Source organism: Thiocapsa sp., assembly GCF_018399035.1.
Taxonomy (GTDB): Bacteria; Pseudomonadota; Gammaproteobacteria; order Chromatiales; family Chromatiaceae; genus Thiocapsa.
In genome coordinates this window covers 3,433,210-3,450,591 of sequence record NZ_CP073760.1, presented here as the reverse complement: position 1 = coordinate 3,450,591, position 17,382 = coordinate 3,433,210, and the positions used below count along the sequence as shown (strand labels likewise).

Below are 17,382 nucleotides of genomic sequence, written 5' to 3'. Positions count from 1 at the left end.
AAGATGTCGTACTACCGCTACCATGTCTTCTTCTGCACCAACCAGCGCGAGGACGGGAGCCAATGCTGCAACCAGTGCGCGGCCACGGCGATGCGTGATTTCCTCAAGCGTCGCACCAAGGAGCTGGGTCTGACCGGGCGCGGGGGGGTGCGGATCAATACTGCAGGCTGCCTTGATCGCTGCGCCGAAGGCCCCGTGATCGTGGTCTATCCGGAGGACACCTGGTACACCTACGTCGACAGGGAGGACCTGGAGGAGATCCTGCAGGAGCATCTGATCGGCGGGCAGGTGGTGGATCGGCTGCGGTTACCCTAAACCGCGTCCATCGCGAGATGCTGAATTTTCCAGTGAGCTCGACGTTTGGTGCATCCACGGCCTCCGGCGGGGACGTGGTTTTAAATCATTTTTTTTGAATGCCTTAAACCGCGCTGGTTCCAACGCTCGTCAAATCTGCCGGGGCCGATCCCATCCAGAAATATCGCATACCCCGCCGGGCGCGGTTTAAGGTTACCGGCCTGAATCGCGGCTTAAATTGCGGGTTGCGTGCGACGATGTCGTCACGTAAACTTCGCGGTCTTTCTCGACACAGAAAACGAAATCGACGGCCCGCGCGCGCCTCGGCACTCCAACCGCACCGGCATCGTGCCGCGTGAAGGTTCGATGTCGGGTCAACGCGAGCACGGCATCCCGGAGCGAAGGACATGACGACGACAGTGAGTACAAAACCGGCGGAAGTTCGCCGTGCCTGGTATCTGGTCGATGCCGACGGCAAGACCCTCGGGCGGCTCGCGAGCGAGTTGGCCCTTCGCCTGCGCGGCAAGCACAAGCCGCAGTACACCCCCCACGTCGACACCGGCGACTACATGATCGTCGTCAATGCCGAGAAGGTGCGGGTGACCGGGAACAAGCGCGAAGACAAGATGTACTACCACCACACCGGCTACGTCGGTAATCTCAAGTCGACGAATCTCGCCAAGCTGCTCGAGTCCAAGCCCGAGCGTGCCATCGAGATCGCCGTGAAGGGGATGCTGCCGCGCGGACCGCTCGGGCGGGCCATGTTCAAGAAGCTGCGTGTCTACGCCGGGCCGGAGCACGGTCATCAGGCGCAACAGCCGCAAGTCCTTGAGCTCAACGTTTAGGAATCAGACGCATGTCCGAGAGACAACACGCCATCGGTCGCCGCAAGACGTCCGCCGCCCGGATCTTCCTGACCCTCGGGTCGGGCAACATCACGGTCAACGATCGCCCGCTTGATCAGTTCTTCGGCCGCGAGACGGCTCGGATGGTCGTGCGCCAGCCTCTCGAGACCGCCGGATTGCTCGACCGAGTCGACATCAAGGCCACCGTCGTCGGCGGCGGCAATACGGGGCAGGCCGGCGCGATTCGCCACGGCATCGCTCGCGCGCTGGTGCTGTTCGACGAAAACCTCCGTTCGCCGATGCGGCGTGCCGGGTTCCTGACCCGCGATGCCCGCGAGGTCGAGCGTAAGAAGGTCGGCCTCCACAAGGCCCGCAAGCGTCCTCAGTTCTCGAAGCGTTAAACAGCTCGACAGAGAGCGCTCGGTCCTCTGTTGCCGGCTCGGCACTCCCGAGCCGCGTTGACTGAAGGCTGCAACACGACAGCGCTCTCGACCTCGGTTGCCTCGCAGGGCATCAAACCTCCCCGATGCCCGCGGCACGACCTGCTTTTGGGGGATCGTCTAGTGGTAGGACAGCGGACTCTGACTCCGTCAACCTAGGTTCGAATCCTAGTCCCCCAGCCACACCCTGCTCGTTCTCACGCTTGGCTCGGCAAGCATCTCGGATGCTGCCGCGTCTCCGTCGTTCGCCGCTGTACACCCTACGCGACACCCTGTCGATGTGCCATTGAGATCAGTCCGGGCCACGCAGCCATGCCCTCCTGCCGATCGCGGCGAGATGCGGGTGTGGTGCTTTTTCGATGCTCTTTCGGGTGTACGGTGCTTGTGTGTCGCTTGCGCCGCGTGGAGTCGGCGGTCGAGAAAAATCAAGTCTCCAGGCCGATGTCGCCGCCTGGTGCAACGCGACATCGTGACCCTCTTGCCCGCGGCGAGCCGATCGGAGTGTGCCTGCTTGGCATTGCGTCGATGCGAAAATGCAACACGCTCCCGGTGTGTGTCTTTTTTTGCCCCACTCTGTTGCAAAACACTCCGCCTTCCACTATAGTTCAGTGCGCAAAGCATGATTGCGTTCGGTTTCTGCAGTCTACATGACAAATTCACAACAGCGGAGAAGAGTATGAACAAGAAGATCCTAAGCCTCGCGGTCGCTGCCGCGATGGTCGTCCCGGGCGCCGCGATGGCCGAAGCTATCCTGTACGGCAAGCTGAACGTCTCCCTTGACTATGCCAACGTCAAGAACGTCGTCCTTCCGGAATACGCCTTCGCGGAAGATGCCAACGGCGACGTCATCCTCGACGCCAACGGAAACCCGACCCTGGTGAAAACTGCGCCCGGCCAAGACTTCGACGGATGGGGCATGTCCGGTAATGGCTACATCCCCGGTGCCGGCCGCGCGAGCCGGATCGGCGTCAAGGGTTCCGAGGACCTGGGCAACGGTCTCAAGGCCATTTATCAGGTCGAGCTCGGCATCAACCTGAACGACAGCAACAACAACGTCCTGAGCAACAGCGACTCGATCACCTACCGGAATACCTTCATCGGTCTCGCCGGCGACTGGGGTACCGCCCTGATCGGCCGTCACGACACCCCGATGAAGATCTCGACCGGCAAGCTGGACCTCTTCTCCGACACCATGGCCGACTACAACGGCACGGTCGGCTTCCGCGATCTGCGTGCGGACAATGTTCTCGCTTACATCAGCCCGAGCCTGGCTGGCTTCCAGTTGATGGGTGCCATCATTCCGGCCGGCGGTGCAACGGGCGGCGGACAGGGGCTGAACCTCAACGAAGACAGCCTTGCCGGTGCTTACTCACTCGCGGGTATCTACAGCAACGGTCCTTTCTATGGGTCCGTCGCCTACGAGTCACTCGGCAATCAGCATTTCAATAGTCAAAGCGTCAGCCTCACCGGCAACAACTGCCCGGTGGTGGTGCCCCTTGACCCGAATGATCCGAACAGTGCCTTCGAATCGTCCTGTGCCTACACCGATGATGATTCCACGGCCTGGCGTATCGGTCTTGGCCTGCTCGATTGGAACGGCTTCACCCTGACCGGTATTTTCGAAAAGCGTGAACACGAGTTCCCGAGCGGCCGGTATGAAGCCTTCACCAACCCGGCCGACGGGAGCTTCAACACCTTCTTCCCGGACGGTCCTGACGAGATCGAGCTCTGGCAGATTCAAGCCGGCTACGCGTTTGGCAACAGCATGGTCAAGGCGATGTATGGCCAGGCCGACTACAGCAGCGACTACAGCTTCGGTCCCAGTGCCGTTGCCGAGGCCGGTGGGGCTCTCGCAGGAAGCAACGTGAGTGACTTCTACAGCAGGAACATCGAGACCTGGGGCATCGGGTTCGATCACAACCTGAGCAAGCGTACCAAGGCCTATGCGCTTTACACTGCGGTTGACAGCGATGCCAAGGACGTCATCTCGCGTTCGCAATGGGACGGCTTCTCGGTCGGCATGATTCACAGCTTCTAAGCCAAGCTTAGATCCGGCATGGAACGCAAAACGGGGCCTTCGGGCCCCGTTTTTGTTGTTTGGTAACGATTTAAACCGCGTCCAGAGCGAGATGCTAACTTTCGAGTGAGTTCGAAGTTTGGTGAATCCACGACCCTTAGCGGGGGACGCGGTTTAAAATTTTATATTTTTTAATACTTTAAACCGCGCCGGCTCCAGCAGTTCTGAAATCCGCCGGGGCCGATCCCATCCAAAAACATCGCATACCGCACTGGGCGCGGTTTAGTAACAAGCTGAACACCTTGATGACCGCGTAGGATGGGTAGAGCGATCGCGAAACCCATCCTCCAAACCGCCGCGCTCTCGGGTTTCGGTCTGATGACCCTGGAGCGGGGTGGATGGGTTTCGCTGTGCTCTACCCATCCTACATTTCGGTTGTTTTTGAATCGTTCCTTAGGGCCAGAAGGTCGGGCTCAGCAGCTCATCCTGTCGATAGGGGCATCGAGGCTGAAACCGGCTCGAAGGCAAGCCGGTCTCGTCGATCGCCGATTCAAGTGCCTTGGGGTAGGCCTGCTCGATCATCTCGGGGAGTCGCTGTGCCAGACTCGGGCTCTCCGCGACGATCTCCTCGATCTCTTGACGGGCGTTACGGATCGAGCGCCGCCACGAGGGGCCGCGTCGGGCCGGTTGCGCTTGCCATTTCAGGAGATGCAGCAGCAAAACGCGCAGATGGCTCGCCAGCGCCCGTTTTTCGCTCCGTCCCAGATCCTCCAGCTCCTCGGCGATGTTCTCCACGTCCAGGCTCTCGAAACGTCCTTCCCTCAACAAGCGCGCATTCGCGAATGCCCAAGCGACGAGATCTTGCTCGTAGACGGGCGCTTGGGGTTCATGAGCCGACTTCAGATCTCGGTGGCGCGTCATCGCAGTCGCCTCTCCTCGTGTTGACTCCGAAATACGGCCCCCTCGGAGTGATCTCTCGGAAAAACCGCGTTCAGAGCGAGAGCCTAAGCTCCGGGTGGGTCGATCGTTGGTTGCACCCTCGAAACCTCGGCGCAAACGCGTTTGAAATTCTTATTTTTCAGAATCCTAAACCGCGTCAGCTCGAACGTTCAAGGATCCGGCCGAGGCAGATCCAATCCAAGAACGATTCATGTCGCTCCGGACGCGGTTTAGGCCCGCAAGGTCTTGGGCCCGTCAGGTGTTCCGAGGATCAAGACATCCGCCGGGCGCAGCGCAAAGATGCCGACGGTGACCACGCCGGCGATATTGTTGATGGTTTGCTCCAGCTTCGCGGGCTCCATGATCTCCAGATGCTGCACGTCCAAAATCAGATTGCCGTTGTCGGTCACGAAGCCGTCGCGCCAAACCGGGGTGCCGCCCAATTGGACCAGCTCGCGTGCGACATAGCTGCGCGCCATCGGAATCACCTCGACAGGCAGCGGGAAGGTACCCAAGACCTTGACCAGCTTGCTCTCGTCGGCGATGCAGACGAACTGCCGGCTTGCGGCAGCAACGATCTTCTCGCGCGTGAGTGCGCCGCCGCCGCCCTTGATCAGCTGAAGCTGCGCGTTGGACTCGTCCGCGCCGTCCACGTAGAGCGAAAGCTCGCCCACGGCGTTGAGGTCGTAAACCGGGATCCCGTGCCCCTTGAGTCGCTCGGTCGAGGCGACCGAGCTGGACACCGCCCCCTCGATCCGTCCCTTGATGCCGGCCAGCGCGTCGATGAAATGATTCACCGTCGAGCCCGTACCGACCCCGATGATGCCGTCCTCGACATAGGCAAGCGCCGCCTCGGCGGCCTGTTTCTTCATGGCGTCTTGTGTGTTCATGTGTCCTCCGGTGTGTTGGTCGGTAAGTGTCAAGGTTCGGCGATTCGTTATCCGTTATCCGTTTTTGGTTTTCAGCTATAAGCAAAGGAACGATTCAAAAACAACCGAAACACGTAGGATGGGTAGAGCGAAGCGAAACCCATCCAGCCCGCGCCAAGGTCATCGGACCGAAACTCTGCAACGCGGCGGTTTGGAGGATGGGTTTCGCTGACGCTCTACCCATCCTACGCGGTCATCAAGGTGTTCACCCTGTTTCTGAATCGCCACTCAGGCCATTTGCGGAAAGGTCGATCCCCGTAGGTTGTGCTGACGATAGGACGCACAACTTGCGCCGACGGTTGGTTGTGCCTCGCACGGCTCGGCACAACCTGCTCTTTTCCAGCTCCGGCAGTATGATACCAGAGCCCGGAAACCCACAGATCCGTCCGGAGTGACGCCGTGCCGAGAGTGAGATGCTTCGTTTCGAGTACGTCCAATGCCGAGTGCCGGACGGACACTCGGCAGAGACACGGCTTAAAAGCCCGTATTCTTGACACTCTAAACCGCGTCAGCTCCGACGCTTCTGCATGCAGTCGACGCGGATCCAATCCAAGAACAATGCCTATCACTCCGGACGCGGTTTAGATGCCCGACGCCTATATCGAACGGATCCTGCGTGCTCGCGTCTACGATGTGGCGCACGAGACACCCCTGACGCATGCGCCGCAGCTCTCCTCGCGGCTCGAGAACGCGGTCTTTCTCAAGCGCGAGGATCTGCAGCCCGTGTTCTCGTTCAAGCTGCGCGGGGCCTACAACAAACTGATCCACTTGGATCCGGAGGTCCGCGCGCGCGGCGTGATCGCAGCCAGCGCGGGTAATCATGCCCAAGGGGTTGCGCTCGGTGCCGCCAAGCTCGGCGTGCCGGCGATCATCGTCATGCCGCGGACCACGCCTGCCATCAAGGTGCGCGCGGTGCGTCGTCTCGGCGGCAAAGCGATCCTACATGGCGACTCTTACGACGAGGCATTCGCCCATGCCATGACCTTGGTCGCGGAGAAAGGGCTGACCTTCCTGCACCCCTTCGATGACCCCGATGTCATCGCCGGTCAAGGCACGATCGGGATGGAGATCCTGCGTCAGCATCCGGTCCCGCCCTATGCGATCTTCGTCCCGGTGGGCGGCGGCGGACTGATCGCGGGTGTTGCGGCCTACGTCAAATGGTTGATGCCGGAGGTGCGCATCATCGGTGTGGAGCCACAGGATGCGCCCACGCTGCATGCAGCGCTCGCCGCAGGTCGGCGTGTGGAGCTGGCGCAGGTCGGGCTCTTCGCCGACGGCGTGGCCGTGAAGCTGATCGGCGAGGAGACCTTCCGTATTGCACGAGAGCGCGTCGACGAGGTCGTGCTCGTGAGCACCGACGAGATCTGTGCCGCGGTCAAAGACATCTTCGACGACACCCGCGGGATCGCCGAGCCGGCCGGTGCGCTCGCCGTCGCCGGCATGAAGCGCTATGTCGAGATGCACAAGATCAAGGGCGAGCATCTGATCGCGATCGAGAGTGGCGCCAATGTGAATTTCGATCGGCTGCGCCATATCGCGGAGCGCGCCGAGCTCGGCGAGCGGCGCGAGGCGTTGCTCGCGGTGGAGATCCCGGAGCGCCCGGGGAGCTTTCTGGCCTTCTGCCGCGTGATCGGGCGGCGTCAGATCACCGAGTTCAACTATCGCTACTCGGATGCGTCACGGGCGCAGGTCTTCGTCGGTGTCGAGCTTGCGCGCGGCGACGAGGAGCGCGCCGAGCTGATCGGCCGCCTTGTGGAGAAAGGTTTCGGCGTGCTCGACATGACCGAGAACGAGACGGCGAAGTTGCACATCCGCTACATGGTCGGCGGGCATGCCGAAGGGATCGAGGGCGAGACGCTCGTGCGGTTCGAGTTCCCGGAGCGCCCCGGCGCGCTGCTGGATTTTCTCTCGGCCCTCGGAAAGCGTTGGAACATCACACTGTTTCATTATCGCAACCATGGCGCCGCCTACGGGCGGGTGCTGATGGGCGCGCTCATTCCGCCGGATGATACGGATGCCTTTCGCGAGGCGCTCGATACCTTGGGTTATCAGTACTGGGAGGAGACCGAGAATCCTGCTTATCGCCTTTTTGCCGGATCTAAACCGCGCTCGGGGTGATTTGCAAGGGTGCAGCGGGGGCGCTGCATCGTTGCGGCGTGGGGCGAATGAATTCGCCCCTACAGTCCCAACAGGTCTTCCGGGCATGCGGAGTCGGGATGACTATTCACGGAAATCGCCTCAAGTAGACCCGCCGTTCGGTCACGACGGCGTCGAGCGGGATGTCCCAAGGATGCGGCTCGATCGTCTCGATGCGCTGGCACTCGTGCGCGACGCCGATCAGGCGGGGTCGCCGCCAATATCGGCGTGCCTTCAGATAGGCCAGGGTCCGGTCGTAGTAGCCGCCTCCCATGCCGATGCGGTTGCAGGCGCCGTCGAATCCCACCAGGGGGACCAGAATCAGGTCGAGATGGCGAGCGGGACGGATGTGCCGGCCACGCCGCGTCGGCTCGGGGATGCCGAAGCGATTGGGCTGCATCGTCTCGCCAGCGACCCAACGCACAAAGCGGAGCTTGACTCGGGTTCGGCCCCCGATCCTTCGGCCCAATACCGGGAGATAGATCGCTTTTCCATCCCTGAGCGCATCGTTCAACACGGGGCCTGGATCGAGCTCGCCATCGGCCGGCCAATAGGCCGCAATCCGGCGGGCGCGCCGAAAGCGTATCTCGCGACGCAGCAGTCGAGCAACAAGACGCGAATGGGTGCGTTGAGACCGGCCGCTCAAGGACCGACGGCATTCACGCAGTGCTTGGCGGAGACTTTTGGGATGGGGCATGGCGGGAGCAAAAGGGGGACACCCCCGCCTGTGCCGTTGCAGACCTTTGTTCTTGAACCAAGAGGTTCAAGTGGGAACACTCGGCTCGGCTTCAGGCTTCCCGCTCGAAGGCGGACATGCACAACAGCCTCGCTTCTATGTCCCCAGGGCAGCGATTAGGCTCAAGAAAATACCCAGGCCACGGTCGGACACTGCAGGGGGTGTCTTAAGAAGAAGGCTATACCCTTTCGTCCGACGCGTCCAGCGCCTGTTCGGCCGCCAGCGCTTGCGCGACGCGCTCCTGCAGGAGCGCAAGCCGCGGGTCGAGCTCGCCACTGTCAACGACGCGGGTTTTCCGAACCTGAAACAGCTCATGGGCAATATTGAGGGCAGCCATCACGGCGATGCGGTCGGTGCCGATGACACGACCGGTCTTGCGGATCTCCCGCATCTTGCCGTCGAGAATGCGTGCCGATTCGCGCAATCCCTGCTCCTCATGCGGCTCGCAGGCGATTCGGTAGTCCTTGTCGAGGATCCTGATGCTGACCTGAATCGGCTCGTCGCTCACAGACTCTCCTCCATCGCGCGCAAACGCGACAACATGGCCTCGACTCGACTGCGTGCTTGCTCGGTCTTTTCGATCAGCTCGCCGCGTTCGCCGACCAGCGTCTCCTGGCGAGCCCGCAGCGATTTGTTTTCGTCGCGCAGGCGCTGGTTCAGGCGGATCAAGGTCTCCACCTGTTGTTCCAATCGGTCGAGGTCGAAATGTGCCAAAGTCCACGACTCCATTGAAGTTGGTCGCACTATAGAAGGCGTGCGGAGGGCGGTCAATCGCGCGAAAGCGCATGCTATTATCGCACGGTCGCCGGGCTTTATGATCTTTCTGTGCCCATCCCCGTTTCCCGCCCTGTTCCCCCGAGAGGAGGTCGCCACGATGATCGACGACGATCGGCTTGCCCGTTATCTGGCGGCGGGCGAACTGTGCGCAACACCCAGCGAGGCCCACGGCATCCTCTGCGGCCTGATGTGCGGCGGCGATGCGGACCCGGAGTCCACTTGGCTGCGCCAGCTCCGGCCCGAGGCCGAGGCGCGCGATCTGTCGATCGACGAGGGGCGCGAGGCCCTCTCGGAGCTGGCGCGACGGACCCGCGAAGAGCTCGAGGCGTCCGAGTTCGGCCTCACGCTGTTCTTGCCCGACGACACGCGACCCCTTGCAGAACGCGCGATGGCCCTCTATGACTGGGTTCGTGGGTTTCTCTATGCGTGGGGAACGCTCGACCATACCGGCGCGCAGCCCGCTGCCGAGACGAACGAGATCCTACGTGATTTTACCGACGTGACCCGCATGGATCTCGATGGACTCGACGACGACGAGCACAACGAAGAGGCATTGACCGAAGTGAGCGAATTCATCCGGGTTGCGGCCATGACGATCTATCAGGAGCGCGTCGTCGTTTGCGCACACGCGCCCGAGTCATGACGGCGGCCGAGCGCAAGCGGCGCCGTCGTGCCCTGGCCAATGCGATCGGCCCGAACGCCATCGCGATCCTTCCGGCCGCACGCGAGGTCGTGCGCAACCGCGATGTCCATTACCCGTTTCGCCAGAACAGCGACTTCGTCTATCTGACCGGCTTTGCCGAGCCCGACGCCTTCGCCGTCATCGCGCCGAAACGCAAGGACGGCGAGTACATGCTCTTTTGTCGGCCTCGCGATCCGGAGCGCGAGCAGTGGGACGGCCGGCGCGCGGGTGTGGAGGGTGCGACGTCGGAATTCGGAGCCGATCAGGCCTATCCCCTGAACGAGCTCGATGCGGTCATGCCGACCCTGATCGACGGGCGCGAGCGGCTGTATTACCCGATCGGCAGCGATGCGGCGCTCGACGCGCAGGTCATGGGCTGGATCAACCGGGTCCGCGCGAACATCCGCGCCGGCGCCACTGCGCCCGAGACCTTCGTGACCATCGAGTCGGTCCTGCACGAGATGCGGCTGCGCAAGAGCCCTGCCGAGATCAAACAGATGCGCCGCGCCGCGGAGATCTCCGCCGCCGCCCACCGGCGGCTGATGCAGATCTGCGAGCCCGGCATGAACGAGTCCCGACTCGAGGCCGAGCTCCATCACGTCTGCGCCGCCTCGGGTGCGCGCGATCAGGCCTACTCCCCGATCGTGGGCGGCGGTCCGAACGGCTGCATCCTGCACTATGTCGAGAACCGGGCGCCGCTGCGCGACGGGGATCTCGTCCTGATCGATGCCGGATGCGAGCTCGGGGGTTACGCCTCCGACATCACCCGGACCTTTCCCGTGAACGGACGCTTCAGTGCGCCCCAGCGCGCGCTCTACGAGCTGGTGCTCGAGGCGCAGATGGCTGCGATCGGCAAGGCCAAGCCCGGCAATCTCTGGAACGAGCCGCACGACGAGGCGGTCAAGGTCTTGACCAAGGGGCTGATCCATCTCGGCCTGCTCAAGGGCAAGCTCGCCGAGCTGATCAAGGAGGAAGCGCACAAGCCCTACTATATGCACCGCACGGGGCATTGGCTGGGAATGGATGTCCACGACGTGGGAAGCTACAAGCACAAGGGTGCTTGGCGGGCGTTCGAGCCCGGGATGGTGTTGACGGTGGAGCCGGGGCTTTATTTGGCCGATTCGGATGAGATCCCGGAACCCTATCGACAGATCGGGATCCGCATCGAGGACGATATCCTGATCACGGAGTCGGGCAACGAGATCCTCTCGGCCGCGGCACCGAAGGATCCCGATGCGATCGAATCCCTCATGGCGGGTGATTAAACCGCGCCCGACGCGGTACGCGATGTTTTTGGATGGGGTCGGCCCCGGCAGACTTGACGACCGTTGGAGCCGGCGCGGTTTAAGATATTAAAAAATATAAAATTTTAAACTGCGTCCCCGCTAGGGGTTGTGGATGCAGCAAACGTCGAACACACTCGAAGATGAGCATCTCGCTCTAGACGCGGTTTAAAGGCAAGCATGTACGAATACGATCTGGTCATCATCGGCGGAGGCTTGGTCGGCGGCAGCCTGGCGTGCGCGCTGTCCGGCTGCGGGCTGCGGATCGCGGTCGTGGAGGCGGTGCCGGCCTCGGCCGAGCACCAGCCGAGCTACGACGAGCGCGTCATTGCCTTGTCCTGGGGCAGTCGCCGGATCCTCGAAGCGATCGGTGTCTGGCCGGATATCGCCCCGGAGGCGGAGCCGATTCGGCAGGTCCATGTCTCCGATCGCGGGCATTGCGGGTTTACGCGGCTCGGTCCGGACGATGCGGGTGTCGAGGCCCTCGGTTACGTCGCCCCGGCGCGCGTGATGGGGGCCGCGATTCGCTCCGCACTCGCGTTGTCGCCGGATGTGGAGCTGCTCTGCCCGGCGCGGCTCTCGGGGCACCGTGTTGTAGCCGACCGAGTCGAGCTCGAGGTGCAGTCCGGGGACGAGCGTTTGCGTCTGAGTGCCGCGCTGTTGGTTGCGGCCGACGGCGGAGATTCGGCGGTGCGACGGCAGCTCGACCTCGCGACCCGGGACGAGCGCTACGCGCAAGACGCCGTCATCACGACGGTCTCGCCGGATCGCCCGCGCACCGGCGTGGCCTTCGAGCGCTTCACCGACACGGGGCCGTTGGCCCTGCTGCCGATGACGGGCGGACGCTGTTCGGTGGTCTGGACCTGTCGCGGCGAGGAGACGAGCACGCTGCTCGCACTCTCGGACGATGCCTTCCTGGCGCGCCTGCAGGCGCGCTTCGGCTACCGGCTCGGGCGTTTTCTGCAGGTGGGCCCGCGTCGCGCCTATCCCTTGAAGTTGGTGCTCACGCGCAACCCGGTGCAACCGCGTGTCGTGCTCATCGGCAACGCGGCACACACGCTCCATCCGGTGGCCGGCCAGGGTTTCAATCTGGGTCTGCGCGACGTTGCCGCTCTCGCCGAGGTCATCGCACAGAGTGCCCGAGCGGGTGCGGATCTCGGCGGTCCGGCGGCACTCTCGGACTATCGGGACTGGCGCGGGTCGGACCAGCCGAGCACGGCACGACTGACCGACCTGCTCGCCCGCGTCTTCGTCAACCCCTGGACGCCGCTGCGGCTCGCCCGCAACGCGGCCATGCTGGGTCTGGATCTCGTCCCCTCGGCGCGCCATCGCGTGGCGCAGCGCTTCATGGGTGTGGGCGGGCGTTTGCCCCGCCTCGCCTGCGGGGTCCCTTTGGAGAAGGCCGATGCACGAAACTGAGTCCGTGTCGTCACGCGTTCCGGACATGACCGCGTCGCAGGGGTCGCTGTTCGACCTGCTCGTGGTCGGTGGCGGAATGGTCGGGGCCGCACTCGCCCGCGCCTGTTCCGGCAAGGGGCTGCGGATTGCGGTCATCGAGACGCGGGAGCCGCGGCGCGATTGGCCCGCGGGCGAGATCGACCTGCGTGTCTCGGCCCTGAGTCGAGCCAGTCAGCGCATCCTCGCGCGCCTCGGGGCGTGGGAGCGCATCGCGGCGCTCGGTGCCAACCCCTATCGCAAGATGTGTGTGTGGGACGCGCTCGGCGGCGGGAGCATCCATTTCGATGCCCAATCGCTCGGGGAGCCCGATCTCGGGCATATCGTCGAGAACCGCGTCATCCAACTGGCGCTTTGGGAAACGCTGGAGTCCGCGCCGGACATCACCCTGGTCTGCCCCGCATCCATCGTCGAGATCGAGCGCACGGAGACCGAATCGCGGGTCGTGCTCGCCGACGGACAGGTCATCGCGGGTCGCCTGCTGGTCGCCGCGGACGGGCGCGATTCACTGGTGCGCGAGCTCTCGGGCATCGAGACCGAAGGCCGGGACTACGACCAGCGCGCGATCGTGGCCAACGTCCGGCCGCAGGAATGGCACGAAGAGACCGCGTGGCAACGCTTTCTCCCGACCGGGCCGCTGGCCCTGCTGCCGTTGGCCGACGGGCGCTGCTCGCTCGTGTGGTCCGCCACGCAGGAGCGTGCCGCCGAGTTGCTGGCGATGGGCGATGCCGCCTTCTCGGCTGCCCTGACGGACGCCTCCGAGGCGCGGCTCGGCGCGCTTGTCGTCGCGGGTCCGCGCGCCGCCTTTGGGCTGCGACTCCAGCATGCCAAGCAGTACGTGCTGCCGGGTTTGGCCCTGGTCGGCGATGCCGCCCATGCGGTCCATCCGCTTGCCGGACAGGGCGTGAACCTGGGGTTTCTCGACGCCGCCGAGCTTGCCGCGGCGATCGATCTCGCGCTGGAGCGTGGACGCGACATCGCGGGCCTCTGGTCGCTGCGCCATTACGCGCGCGCGCGTCGCGGCGACAACACCGCCATGCTCGCCGCGATGGACCTGCTCAAACGGACCTTCAGCAACGAAGTGCCGCCGGTCGCTGCAGTGCGTAGCCTCGGGTTGACCCTGACCGACCGAATCGGCCCGCTCAAGGCGCTCTTCATGGAGCGCGCGCTCGGTCTGGGTAACGACCTGCCACCGCTTGCGCGTCCGCGGTAAACCTCGCCCCGAGCAACAGGCATTGTTCGACGTGATGCCTCGGATCCTCGTGTCCTGTGGAGCGAGCGATCCGAGTTGCTCAAGCACCTGATTTTTATTTCTTAAGCCGCGTCAGGCACGACATCCGTGAGTTGCACGTCGTTGCGCATCCAACAAGCCCCGCTTGTCGCACGAGACGCGGCTTACCCGGCATGCTTTTTCCGCGCCGATCGCTTAACCTTTGCTTTCGTTTTGGCGACCATTCCGGACATTTCAGACGCCGAGCAGTGGATCCTCCACACGATCGTGTTCGAGCACGACGGTTGTTGCCCGCGAGCGATGAACGCACACCGAAAACCCTCGTACCGCATCGTCGGGCAATCCCGCTGATACCTAACGACAAGTGCCTAAAAACAAGCACCTAAAGACAAGGGGACAGACATGACAGCCAAGAATGCCTTTTATGCACAATCGGGCGGCGTCACCGCCGTCATCAATGCCTCGGCGTGCGGCGTGATCGAAACCGCGCGGCTTCACTCGGTGCGGCTCGGCAAGGTCTACGCCGGACGCAACGGCATTATCGGGGCCCTGACCGAGGACCTGATCGACACCAGCCGCGAGTCCGACGAGGCGATTGCCGCGCTGCGTTATACGCCCTCGGGCGCGTTCGGCTCCTGCCGCTACAAGCTCAAGAGCCTGGAGGCCAACAAGCGCGAGTACGAGCGTCTGATCGAGGTCTTCAAGGCCCACGACATCGGCTATTTCTTCTACAACGGCGGCGGCGATTCAGCCGACACCTGCTACAAGATCTCCCAGCTCTCCGAGACCATGGGCTATCCGGTACAGGCCATCCACGTCCCCAAGACGGTCGACAACGATCTGCCGATTACGGATTGCTGCCCGGGCTTCGGCTCCGTCGCCAAGTACATCGCCACCTCCACCCTGGAGGCCTCGTTCGACGTACGCTCCATGGCCAAGACCTCGACCAAGATCTTCGTGCTCGAGGTCATGGGCCGGCATGCCGGCTGGATCGCCGCGGCGGGCGGATTGGTCGAGGACCACGGCATCCCGGTCATGATCCTGTTTCCCGAGATCGAGCTCGACCAGGAACGCTTCCTGGCTGCGGTCAAGCAGAAGGTCGAGCAGCACGGTTACTGCACCATCGTGGTCTCCGAGGGCGCGAAGTATCCCGACGGGCGTTTCCTCGCCGAGCAGGGCACGCGCGATGCCTTCGGCCATGCCCAACTGGGCGGGGCGGCTCCGGTCGTGGCCAACATGATCAAGGATGCCACCGGCTACAAGTTTCATTGGGCGGTGGCCGATTACCTCCAGCGGGCGGCCCGTCATCTGGCCTCCAAGACCGACGTCGAGCAGGCCTATGCGATGGGTCGGGCCGCCGTCCAATTCGCCCTCGAGGGACACAACGCCATCATGCCGACCATCAAGCGGGTCAGCCAGGATCCCTACCGCTGGGAGGTCGGCGAGGCGCCCCTGTCGGAGGTCGCCAACGTCGAGAAGTTCATGCCGCGCGAATTCATCTCCGAGGACGGCTTCGGCATCACCCCGGTCTGCAAGGAGTATCTGATCCCGCTGATCCAAGGCGAGGACTATCCGCCGTTCGAGAAGGGGCTGCCCAAGTACGTCACGCTCAAGAACGTGGCGGTCGAGAAGCGGCTGCCGGCGTTCGAGATCTGAGGAGGCTCAACGATCGAATGCCGCGCCGATCTCCGGCGCGGCACTGAACGCGGCTCAATCCGAGCGCGATCATTGGGATTTACCGGCATGGGATGGGCTACAATCGGGGGGATTCGACTTGACCCCGCCAACGCAACCCGCCGTGCATCGGCGACCCGGTTGTGTCTCGGCGATCCCATCCGAACCACAGAGGCTGACCCATGGATCCGAAGCGCGTCCCACGCGGCGATAATATCCCGAGTGAAATCAATGTCATCATCGAGATTCCGTCGCATGCCGAGCCGGTGAAGTACGAGATGGACAAGGCGACCGGCGCCATGTTCGTCGATCGTTTCATGTCCACGGCGATGCACTATCCCTGCAACTACGGATATGTGCCGAACACGCTGTCCGCGGACGGCGACCCGGTCGACGTGATCGTGGTCACCCCTTATCCGCTGATTTCGGGCTCCGTCATCAAGTGCCGTCCGATCGGCGTGCTCAAGATGACCGACGAGTCCGGGGATGATGCCAAGATCCTGGCGCTACCGATCGACAAGCTCTTCAAGGGTTACCGCGAGATCGAGAGCTTCCGCGACATGCCGGCCCATCTGCTCGATCAGATCTCGCATTTCTTTGAGCATTACAAAGACTTGGATGAAGGTAAGTGGGTCCGCGTCATGGGCTGGGGCGGCCGTGAAGATGCGCGCGAGGAAATCATGGCCAGCGTGAGAATGTTCGAGGAGGCACCGGAGAAGCCGGCGTTCTGATGCGCCCGTGGCTCGCCCTCTTTCGGGGCGAGCGCTCGACATGGCGTCGCGGTCGGGTTCTTCGCCGAGATCTTTTTTGTATCCTCATGTCGGTGCCCTCGCCGACGCCTTGAGCCATCCACTGCGCGGATCGCCAATGTCGTTCACACATTTCGACGAGAAGGGCGCGGCCCATATGGTGGATGTGGGCGATAAGGCGATCACCAAACGACGGGCCGTCGCAGAGGGGAGCATCCGGATGGAGCGCTCCACGCTGGCGATGATCCTCGGCGGGGAGCATCGCAAGGGCGATGTGCTCGGGATCGCGCGGATCGCAGGGATCATGGGCGCCAAGCGCACCGCCGATCTTGTGCCCTTGTGTCATCCCTTGAGCCTGACCCGGGTCGCCGTCGAGCTGGAGCCGCGTGCCGAGTCCTCGACCGTCTATTGTGCGGTCACCGTCGAGACCAGTGGCCCCACCGGGGTCGAGATGGAAGCGCTCTGCGCGGTGCAGATCAGTCTTTTGACCATCTACGACATGTGCAAGGCGGTGGAGCGGGGCATGAGTATCGAGGGTGTACGCCTGCTCGAGAAGGAGGGAGGCCAATCCGGCCACTGGGTCCGCGGCGTTGCCACTGCCGGTGACCGTAATTGCGATGCGGGCGCTCCGATGGCAGGCGATCCCGGCCAAGGTGGCCCGCAGGAGCCCGTCGCCGAATGGAAAAAGCAATGACTCAATTCGTGGAGTGGTCCGCCGCGCTCAGCGTCGGCATCGACGAGATCGACGCACAGCACCAAGCCCTGATCGACTTGATCAACGAGCTGCAGGATGCGGTTGTCGCAGGTATCGAACGCGAGCGGCAGCTCGAGGTTCTCGGCAGGCTCGCCGAGTACACCAAGATCCATTTCGCCGTCGAGGAGAGCCTGATGCGGATCTTCGGCTATCCGGATTACGAGCGCCACAAGGGGCAGCACGAAGGTCTTATCCGCAGCATGCTGGATCTGCAGCGCAGACTGGATCTGGAGCAGGCGCCGATCGACGATGGGCTGATGCGGCACCTCAAGCATTGGCTGCTCGATCACATCCTGCACAGCGATCAGGATTACAGTCGATTCTTTCTCGCCGCCGGCGCCTTGTCGCGACACCAAACGCCGTCTTGGGCGACCCGGATGTGGGACCACTTATACTTCTGCGGCTCCAAGTGTTGGAGCTAAACCGCGTCCGCTTCCAGCT

18 protein-coding genes, 1 tRNA gene and 1 other RNA gene are annotated in these 17,382 nt (G+C 63.1%); 14 read left to right on the top strand and 6 right to left on the bottom strand.

Annotated features, from left to right (window positions below):
* Nucleotides 1–3: 3 nt before the first annotated feature.
* The 5 genes from KFB96_RS15650 to KFB96_RS15630 all read left to right on the top strand — a co-directional run bounded on the left by KFB96_RS15650 (nucleotide 4) and on the right by KFB96_RS15630 (nucleotide 3,617).
* Nucleotides 4–315 carry a ferredoxin gene (locus KFB96_RS15650; RefSeq protein ID WP_213457575.1) on the top strand — a complete coding sequence of 104 codons (312 nt, stop codon included), beginning with the start codon at nucleotides 4–6 and terminating at the stop codon, nucleotides 313–315.
* 386 nt (nucleotides 316–701) lie between these two features.
* Complete coding sequence (rplM, locus tag KFB96_RS15645) at nucleotides 702–1,139, top strand: 50S ribosomal protein L13 (protein WP_213457576.1); 438 nt, start codon at nucleotides 702–704, stop codon at nucleotides 1,137–1,139.
* Nucleotides 1,140–1,150: 11 nt separating this feature from the next.
* Entirely contained in the window at nucleotides 1,151–1,540 is a 390-nt protein-coding gene (rpsI, locus tag KFB96_RS15640) for a 30S ribosomal protein S9 (RefSeq protein WP_120796307.1), read from the top strand.
* Nucleotides 1,541–1,688: 148 nt separating this feature from the next.
* Nucleotides 1,689–1,762 (top strand) — tRNA-Gln (locus tag KFB96_RS15635).
* 436 nt (nucleotides 1,763–2,198) lie between these two features.
* On the top strand, nucleotides 2,199–3,617 hold the full coding sequence (locus KFB96_RS15630) for a porin (protein WP_367114975.1): 1,419 nt from the start codon (nucleotides 2,199–2,201) through the stop codon (nucleotides 3,615–3,617).
* 432 nt (nucleotides 3,618–4,049) lie between these two features.
* Here KFB96_RS15630 and KFB96_RS15625 read toward each other — a convergent pair whose 3' ends face one another.
* Together KFB96_RS15625 and rpiA are read right to left on the bottom strand one after the other, a co-directional pair.
* Complete coding sequence (locus tag KFB96_RS15625; RefSeq protein ID WP_213457578.1) at nucleotides 4,050–4,517, bottom strand: DUF29 domain-containing protein; 468 nt, start codon at nucleotides 4,515–4,517, stop codon at nucleotides 4,050–4,052.
* A gap of 248 nt (nucleotides 4,518–4,765) precedes the next feature.
* Nucleotides 4,766–5,425, bottom strand: coding sequence for a ribose-5-phosphate isomerase RpiA (gene rpiA / locus KFB96_RS15620; RefSeq protein ID WP_213457579.1), 660 nt, complete (start codon nucleotides 5,423–5,425; stop codon nucleotides 4,766–4,768).
* 624 nt (nucleotides 5,426–6,049) lie between these two features.
* Here rpiA and ilvA point away from each other — a divergent pair.
* A complete protein-coding gene (ilvA, locus tag KFB96_RS15615) occupies nucleotides 6,050–7,582 on the top strand; it encodes a threonine ammonia-lyase, biosynthetic (RefSeq protein WP_213457580.1) in 1,533 nt (510 codons plus the stop codon).
* A 106-nt stretch (nucleotides 7,583–7,688) separates the two neighbouring features.
* Here ilvA and KFB96_RS15610 read toward each other — a convergent pair whose 3' ends face one another.
* From KFB96_RS15610 to KFB96_RS15595, 4 genes are all read right to left on the bottom strand, one after another.
* Nucleotides 7,689–8,297 carry a 5-formyltetrahydrofolate cyclo-ligase gene (locus tag KFB96_RS15610; RefSeq protein WP_213457581.1) on the bottom strand — a complete coding sequence of 203 codons (609 nt, stop codon included), beginning with the start codon at nucleotides 8,295–8,297 and terminating at the stop codon, nucleotides 7,689–7,691.
* Between the two features lie 17 nt (nucleotides 8,298–8,314).
* Nucleotides 8,315–8,500, bottom strand: a non-coding RNA gene (gene ssrS, locus KFB96_RS15605) — 6S RNA.
* Nucleotides 8,501–8,514: 14 nt separating this feature from the next.
* Nucleotides 8,515–8,844, bottom strand: coding sequence for a cell division protein ZapA (locus tag KFB96_RS15600; RefSeq protein WP_213457582.1), 330 nt, complete (start codon nucleotides 8,842–8,844; stop codon nucleotides 8,515–8,517).
* Nucleotides 8,841–9,050, bottom strand: coding sequence for a TIGR02449 family protein (locus KFB96_RS15595; protein WP_213457583.1), 210 nt, complete (start codon nucleotides 9,048–9,050; stop codon nucleotides 8,841–8,843). The genes KFB96_RS15600 and KFB96_RS15595 overlap by 4 nt, the downstream gene beginning before the upstream one ends.
* 160 nt (nucleotides 9,051–9,210) lie before the next feature.
* Here KFB96_RS15595 and KFB96_RS15590 point away from each other — a divergent pair, with 160 nt between their 5' ends.
* The 8 genes from KFB96_RS15590 to KFB96_RS15555 all read left to right on the top strand — a co-directional run bounded on the left by KFB96_RS15590 (nucleotide 9,211) and on the right by KFB96_RS15555 (nucleotide 17,363).
* Nucleotides 9,211–9,756 carry a UPF0149 family protein gene (locus tag KFB96_RS15590; protein WP_213457584.1) on the top strand — a complete coding sequence of 182 codons (546 nt, stop codon included), beginning with the start codon at nucleotides 9,211–9,213 and terminating at the stop codon, nucleotides 9,754–9,756.
* Nucleotides 9,753–11,060 (top strand): Xaa-Pro aminopeptidase, encoded by a 1,308-nt coding sequence (gene pepP, locus KFB96_RS15585; protein ID WP_213458211.1) that lies wholly within the window; start codon nucleotides 9,753–9,755, stop codon nucleotides 11,058–11,060. Before KFB96_RS15590 ends, pepP begins: the two co-directional genes overlap by 4 nt.
* Nucleotides 11,061–11,258: 198 nt before the next feature.
* Nucleotides 11,259–12,497 (top strand): 2-octaprenyl-6-methoxyphenyl hydroxylase, encoded by a 1,239-nt coding sequence (gene ubiH / locus KFB96_RS15580; protein WP_213457585.1) that lies wholly within the window; start codon nucleotides 11,259–11,261, stop codon nucleotides 12,495–12,497.
* Nucleotides 12,484–13,746 (top strand): UbiH/UbiF/VisC/COQ6 family ubiquinone biosynthesis hydroxylase, encoded by a 1,263-nt coding sequence (locus KFB96_RS15575; RefSeq protein WP_366931474.1) that lies wholly within the window; start codon nucleotides 12,484–12,486, stop codon nucleotides 13,744–13,746. Before ubiH ends, KFB96_RS15575 begins: the two co-directional genes overlap by 14 nt.
* A 420-nt stretch (nucleotides 13,747–14,166) precedes the next feature.
* Nucleotides 14,167–15,420, top strand: coding sequence for a 6-phosphofructokinase (locus tag KFB96_RS15570; RefSeq protein WP_213457586.1), 1,254 nt, complete (start codon nucleotides 14,167–14,169; stop codon nucleotides 15,418–15,420).
* A 200-nt stretch (nucleotides 15,421–15,620) separates the two neighbouring features.
* Nucleotides 15,621–16,169, top strand: coding sequence for an inorganic diphosphatase (ppa, locus tag KFB96_RS15565; RefSeq protein ID WP_213457587.1), 549 nt, complete (start codon nucleotides 15,621–15,623; stop codon nucleotides 16,167–16,169).
* Between the two features lie 136 nt (nucleotides 16,170–16,305).
* A complete protein-coding gene (moaC, locus tag KFB96_RS15560; RefSeq protein WP_213457588.1) occupies nucleotides 16,306–16,881 on the top strand; it encodes a cyclic pyranopterin monophosphate synthase MoaC in 576 nt (191 codons plus the stop codon).
* Nucleotides 16,878–17,363 carry a bacteriohemerythrin gene (locus KFB96_RS15555; protein ID WP_213457589.1) on the top strand — a complete coding sequence of 162 codons (486 nt, stop codon included), beginning with the start codon at nucleotides 16,878–16,880 and terminating at the stop codon, nucleotides 17,361–17,363. The genes moaC and KFB96_RS15555 overlap by 4 nt, the downstream gene beginning before the upstream one ends.
* The last annotated feature ends 19 nt before the right edge of the window (nucleotides 17,364–17,382 follow it).

Coding starts and splice junctions, on each gene's coding strand:
- KFB96_RS15610 (WP_213457581.1), bottom strand. CDS start 8,297: ATGCCCCATCCCAAAAGTCTCCGCCAAGCACTGCGTGAATGCCGTCGG.
- KFB96_RS15555 (WP_213457589.1), top strand. CDS start 16,878: ATGACTCAATTCGTGGAGTGGTCCGCCGCGCTCAGCGTCGGCATCGAC.
- ppa (WP_213457587.1), top strand. CDS start 15,621: ATGGATCCGAAGCGCGTCCCACGCGGCGATAATATCCCGAGTGAAATC.
- KFB96_RS15625 (WP_213457578.1), bottom strand. CDS start 4,517: ATGACGCGCCACCGAGATCTGAAGTCGGCTCATGAACCCCAAGCGCCC.
- KFB96_RS15590 (WP_213457584.1), top strand. CDS start 9,211: ATGATCGACGACGATCGGCTTGCCCGTTATCTGGCGGCGGGCGAACTG.
- KFB96_RS15570 (WP_213457586.1), top strand. CDS start 14,167: ATGACAGCCAAGAATGCCTTTTATGCACAATCGGGCGGCGTCACCGCC.
- ilvA (WP_213457580.1), top strand. CDS start 6,050: ATGCCCGACGCCTATATCGAACGGATCCTGCGTGCTCGCGTCTACGAT.
- KFB96_RS15630 (WP_367114975.1), top strand. CDS start 2,199: ATGATTGCGTTCGGTTTCTGCAGTCTACATGACAAATTCACAACAGCG.
- pepP (WP_213458211.1), top strand. CDS start 9,753: ATGACGGCGGCCGAGCGCAAGCGGCGCCGTCGTGCCCTGGCCAATGCG.
- ubiH (WP_213457585.1), top strand. CDS start 11,259: ATGTACGAATACGATCTGGTCATCATCGGCGGAGGCTTGGTCGGCGGC.
- rplM (WP_213457576.1), top strand. CDS start 702: ATGACGACGACAGTGAGTACAAAACCGGCGGAAGTTCGCCGTGCCTGG.
- KFB96_RS15575 (WP_366931474.1), top strand. CDS start 12,484: ATGCACGAAACTGAGTCCGTGTCGTCACGCGTTCCGGACATGACCGCG.
- moaC (WP_213457588.1), top strand. CDS start 16,306: ATGTCGTTCACACATTTCGACGAGAAGGGCGCGGCCCATATGGTGGAT.
- rpiA (WP_213457579.1), bottom strand. CDS start 5,425: ATGAACACACAAGACGCCATGAAGAAACAGGCCGCCGAGGCGGCGCTT.
- KFB96_RS15650 (WP_213457575.1), top strand. CDS start 4: ATGTCGTACTACCGCTACCATGTCTTCTTCTGCACCAACCAGCGCGAG.
- rpsI (WP_120796307.1), top strand. CDS start 1,151: ATGTCCGAGAGACAACACGCCATCGGTCGCCGCAAGACGTCCGCCGCC.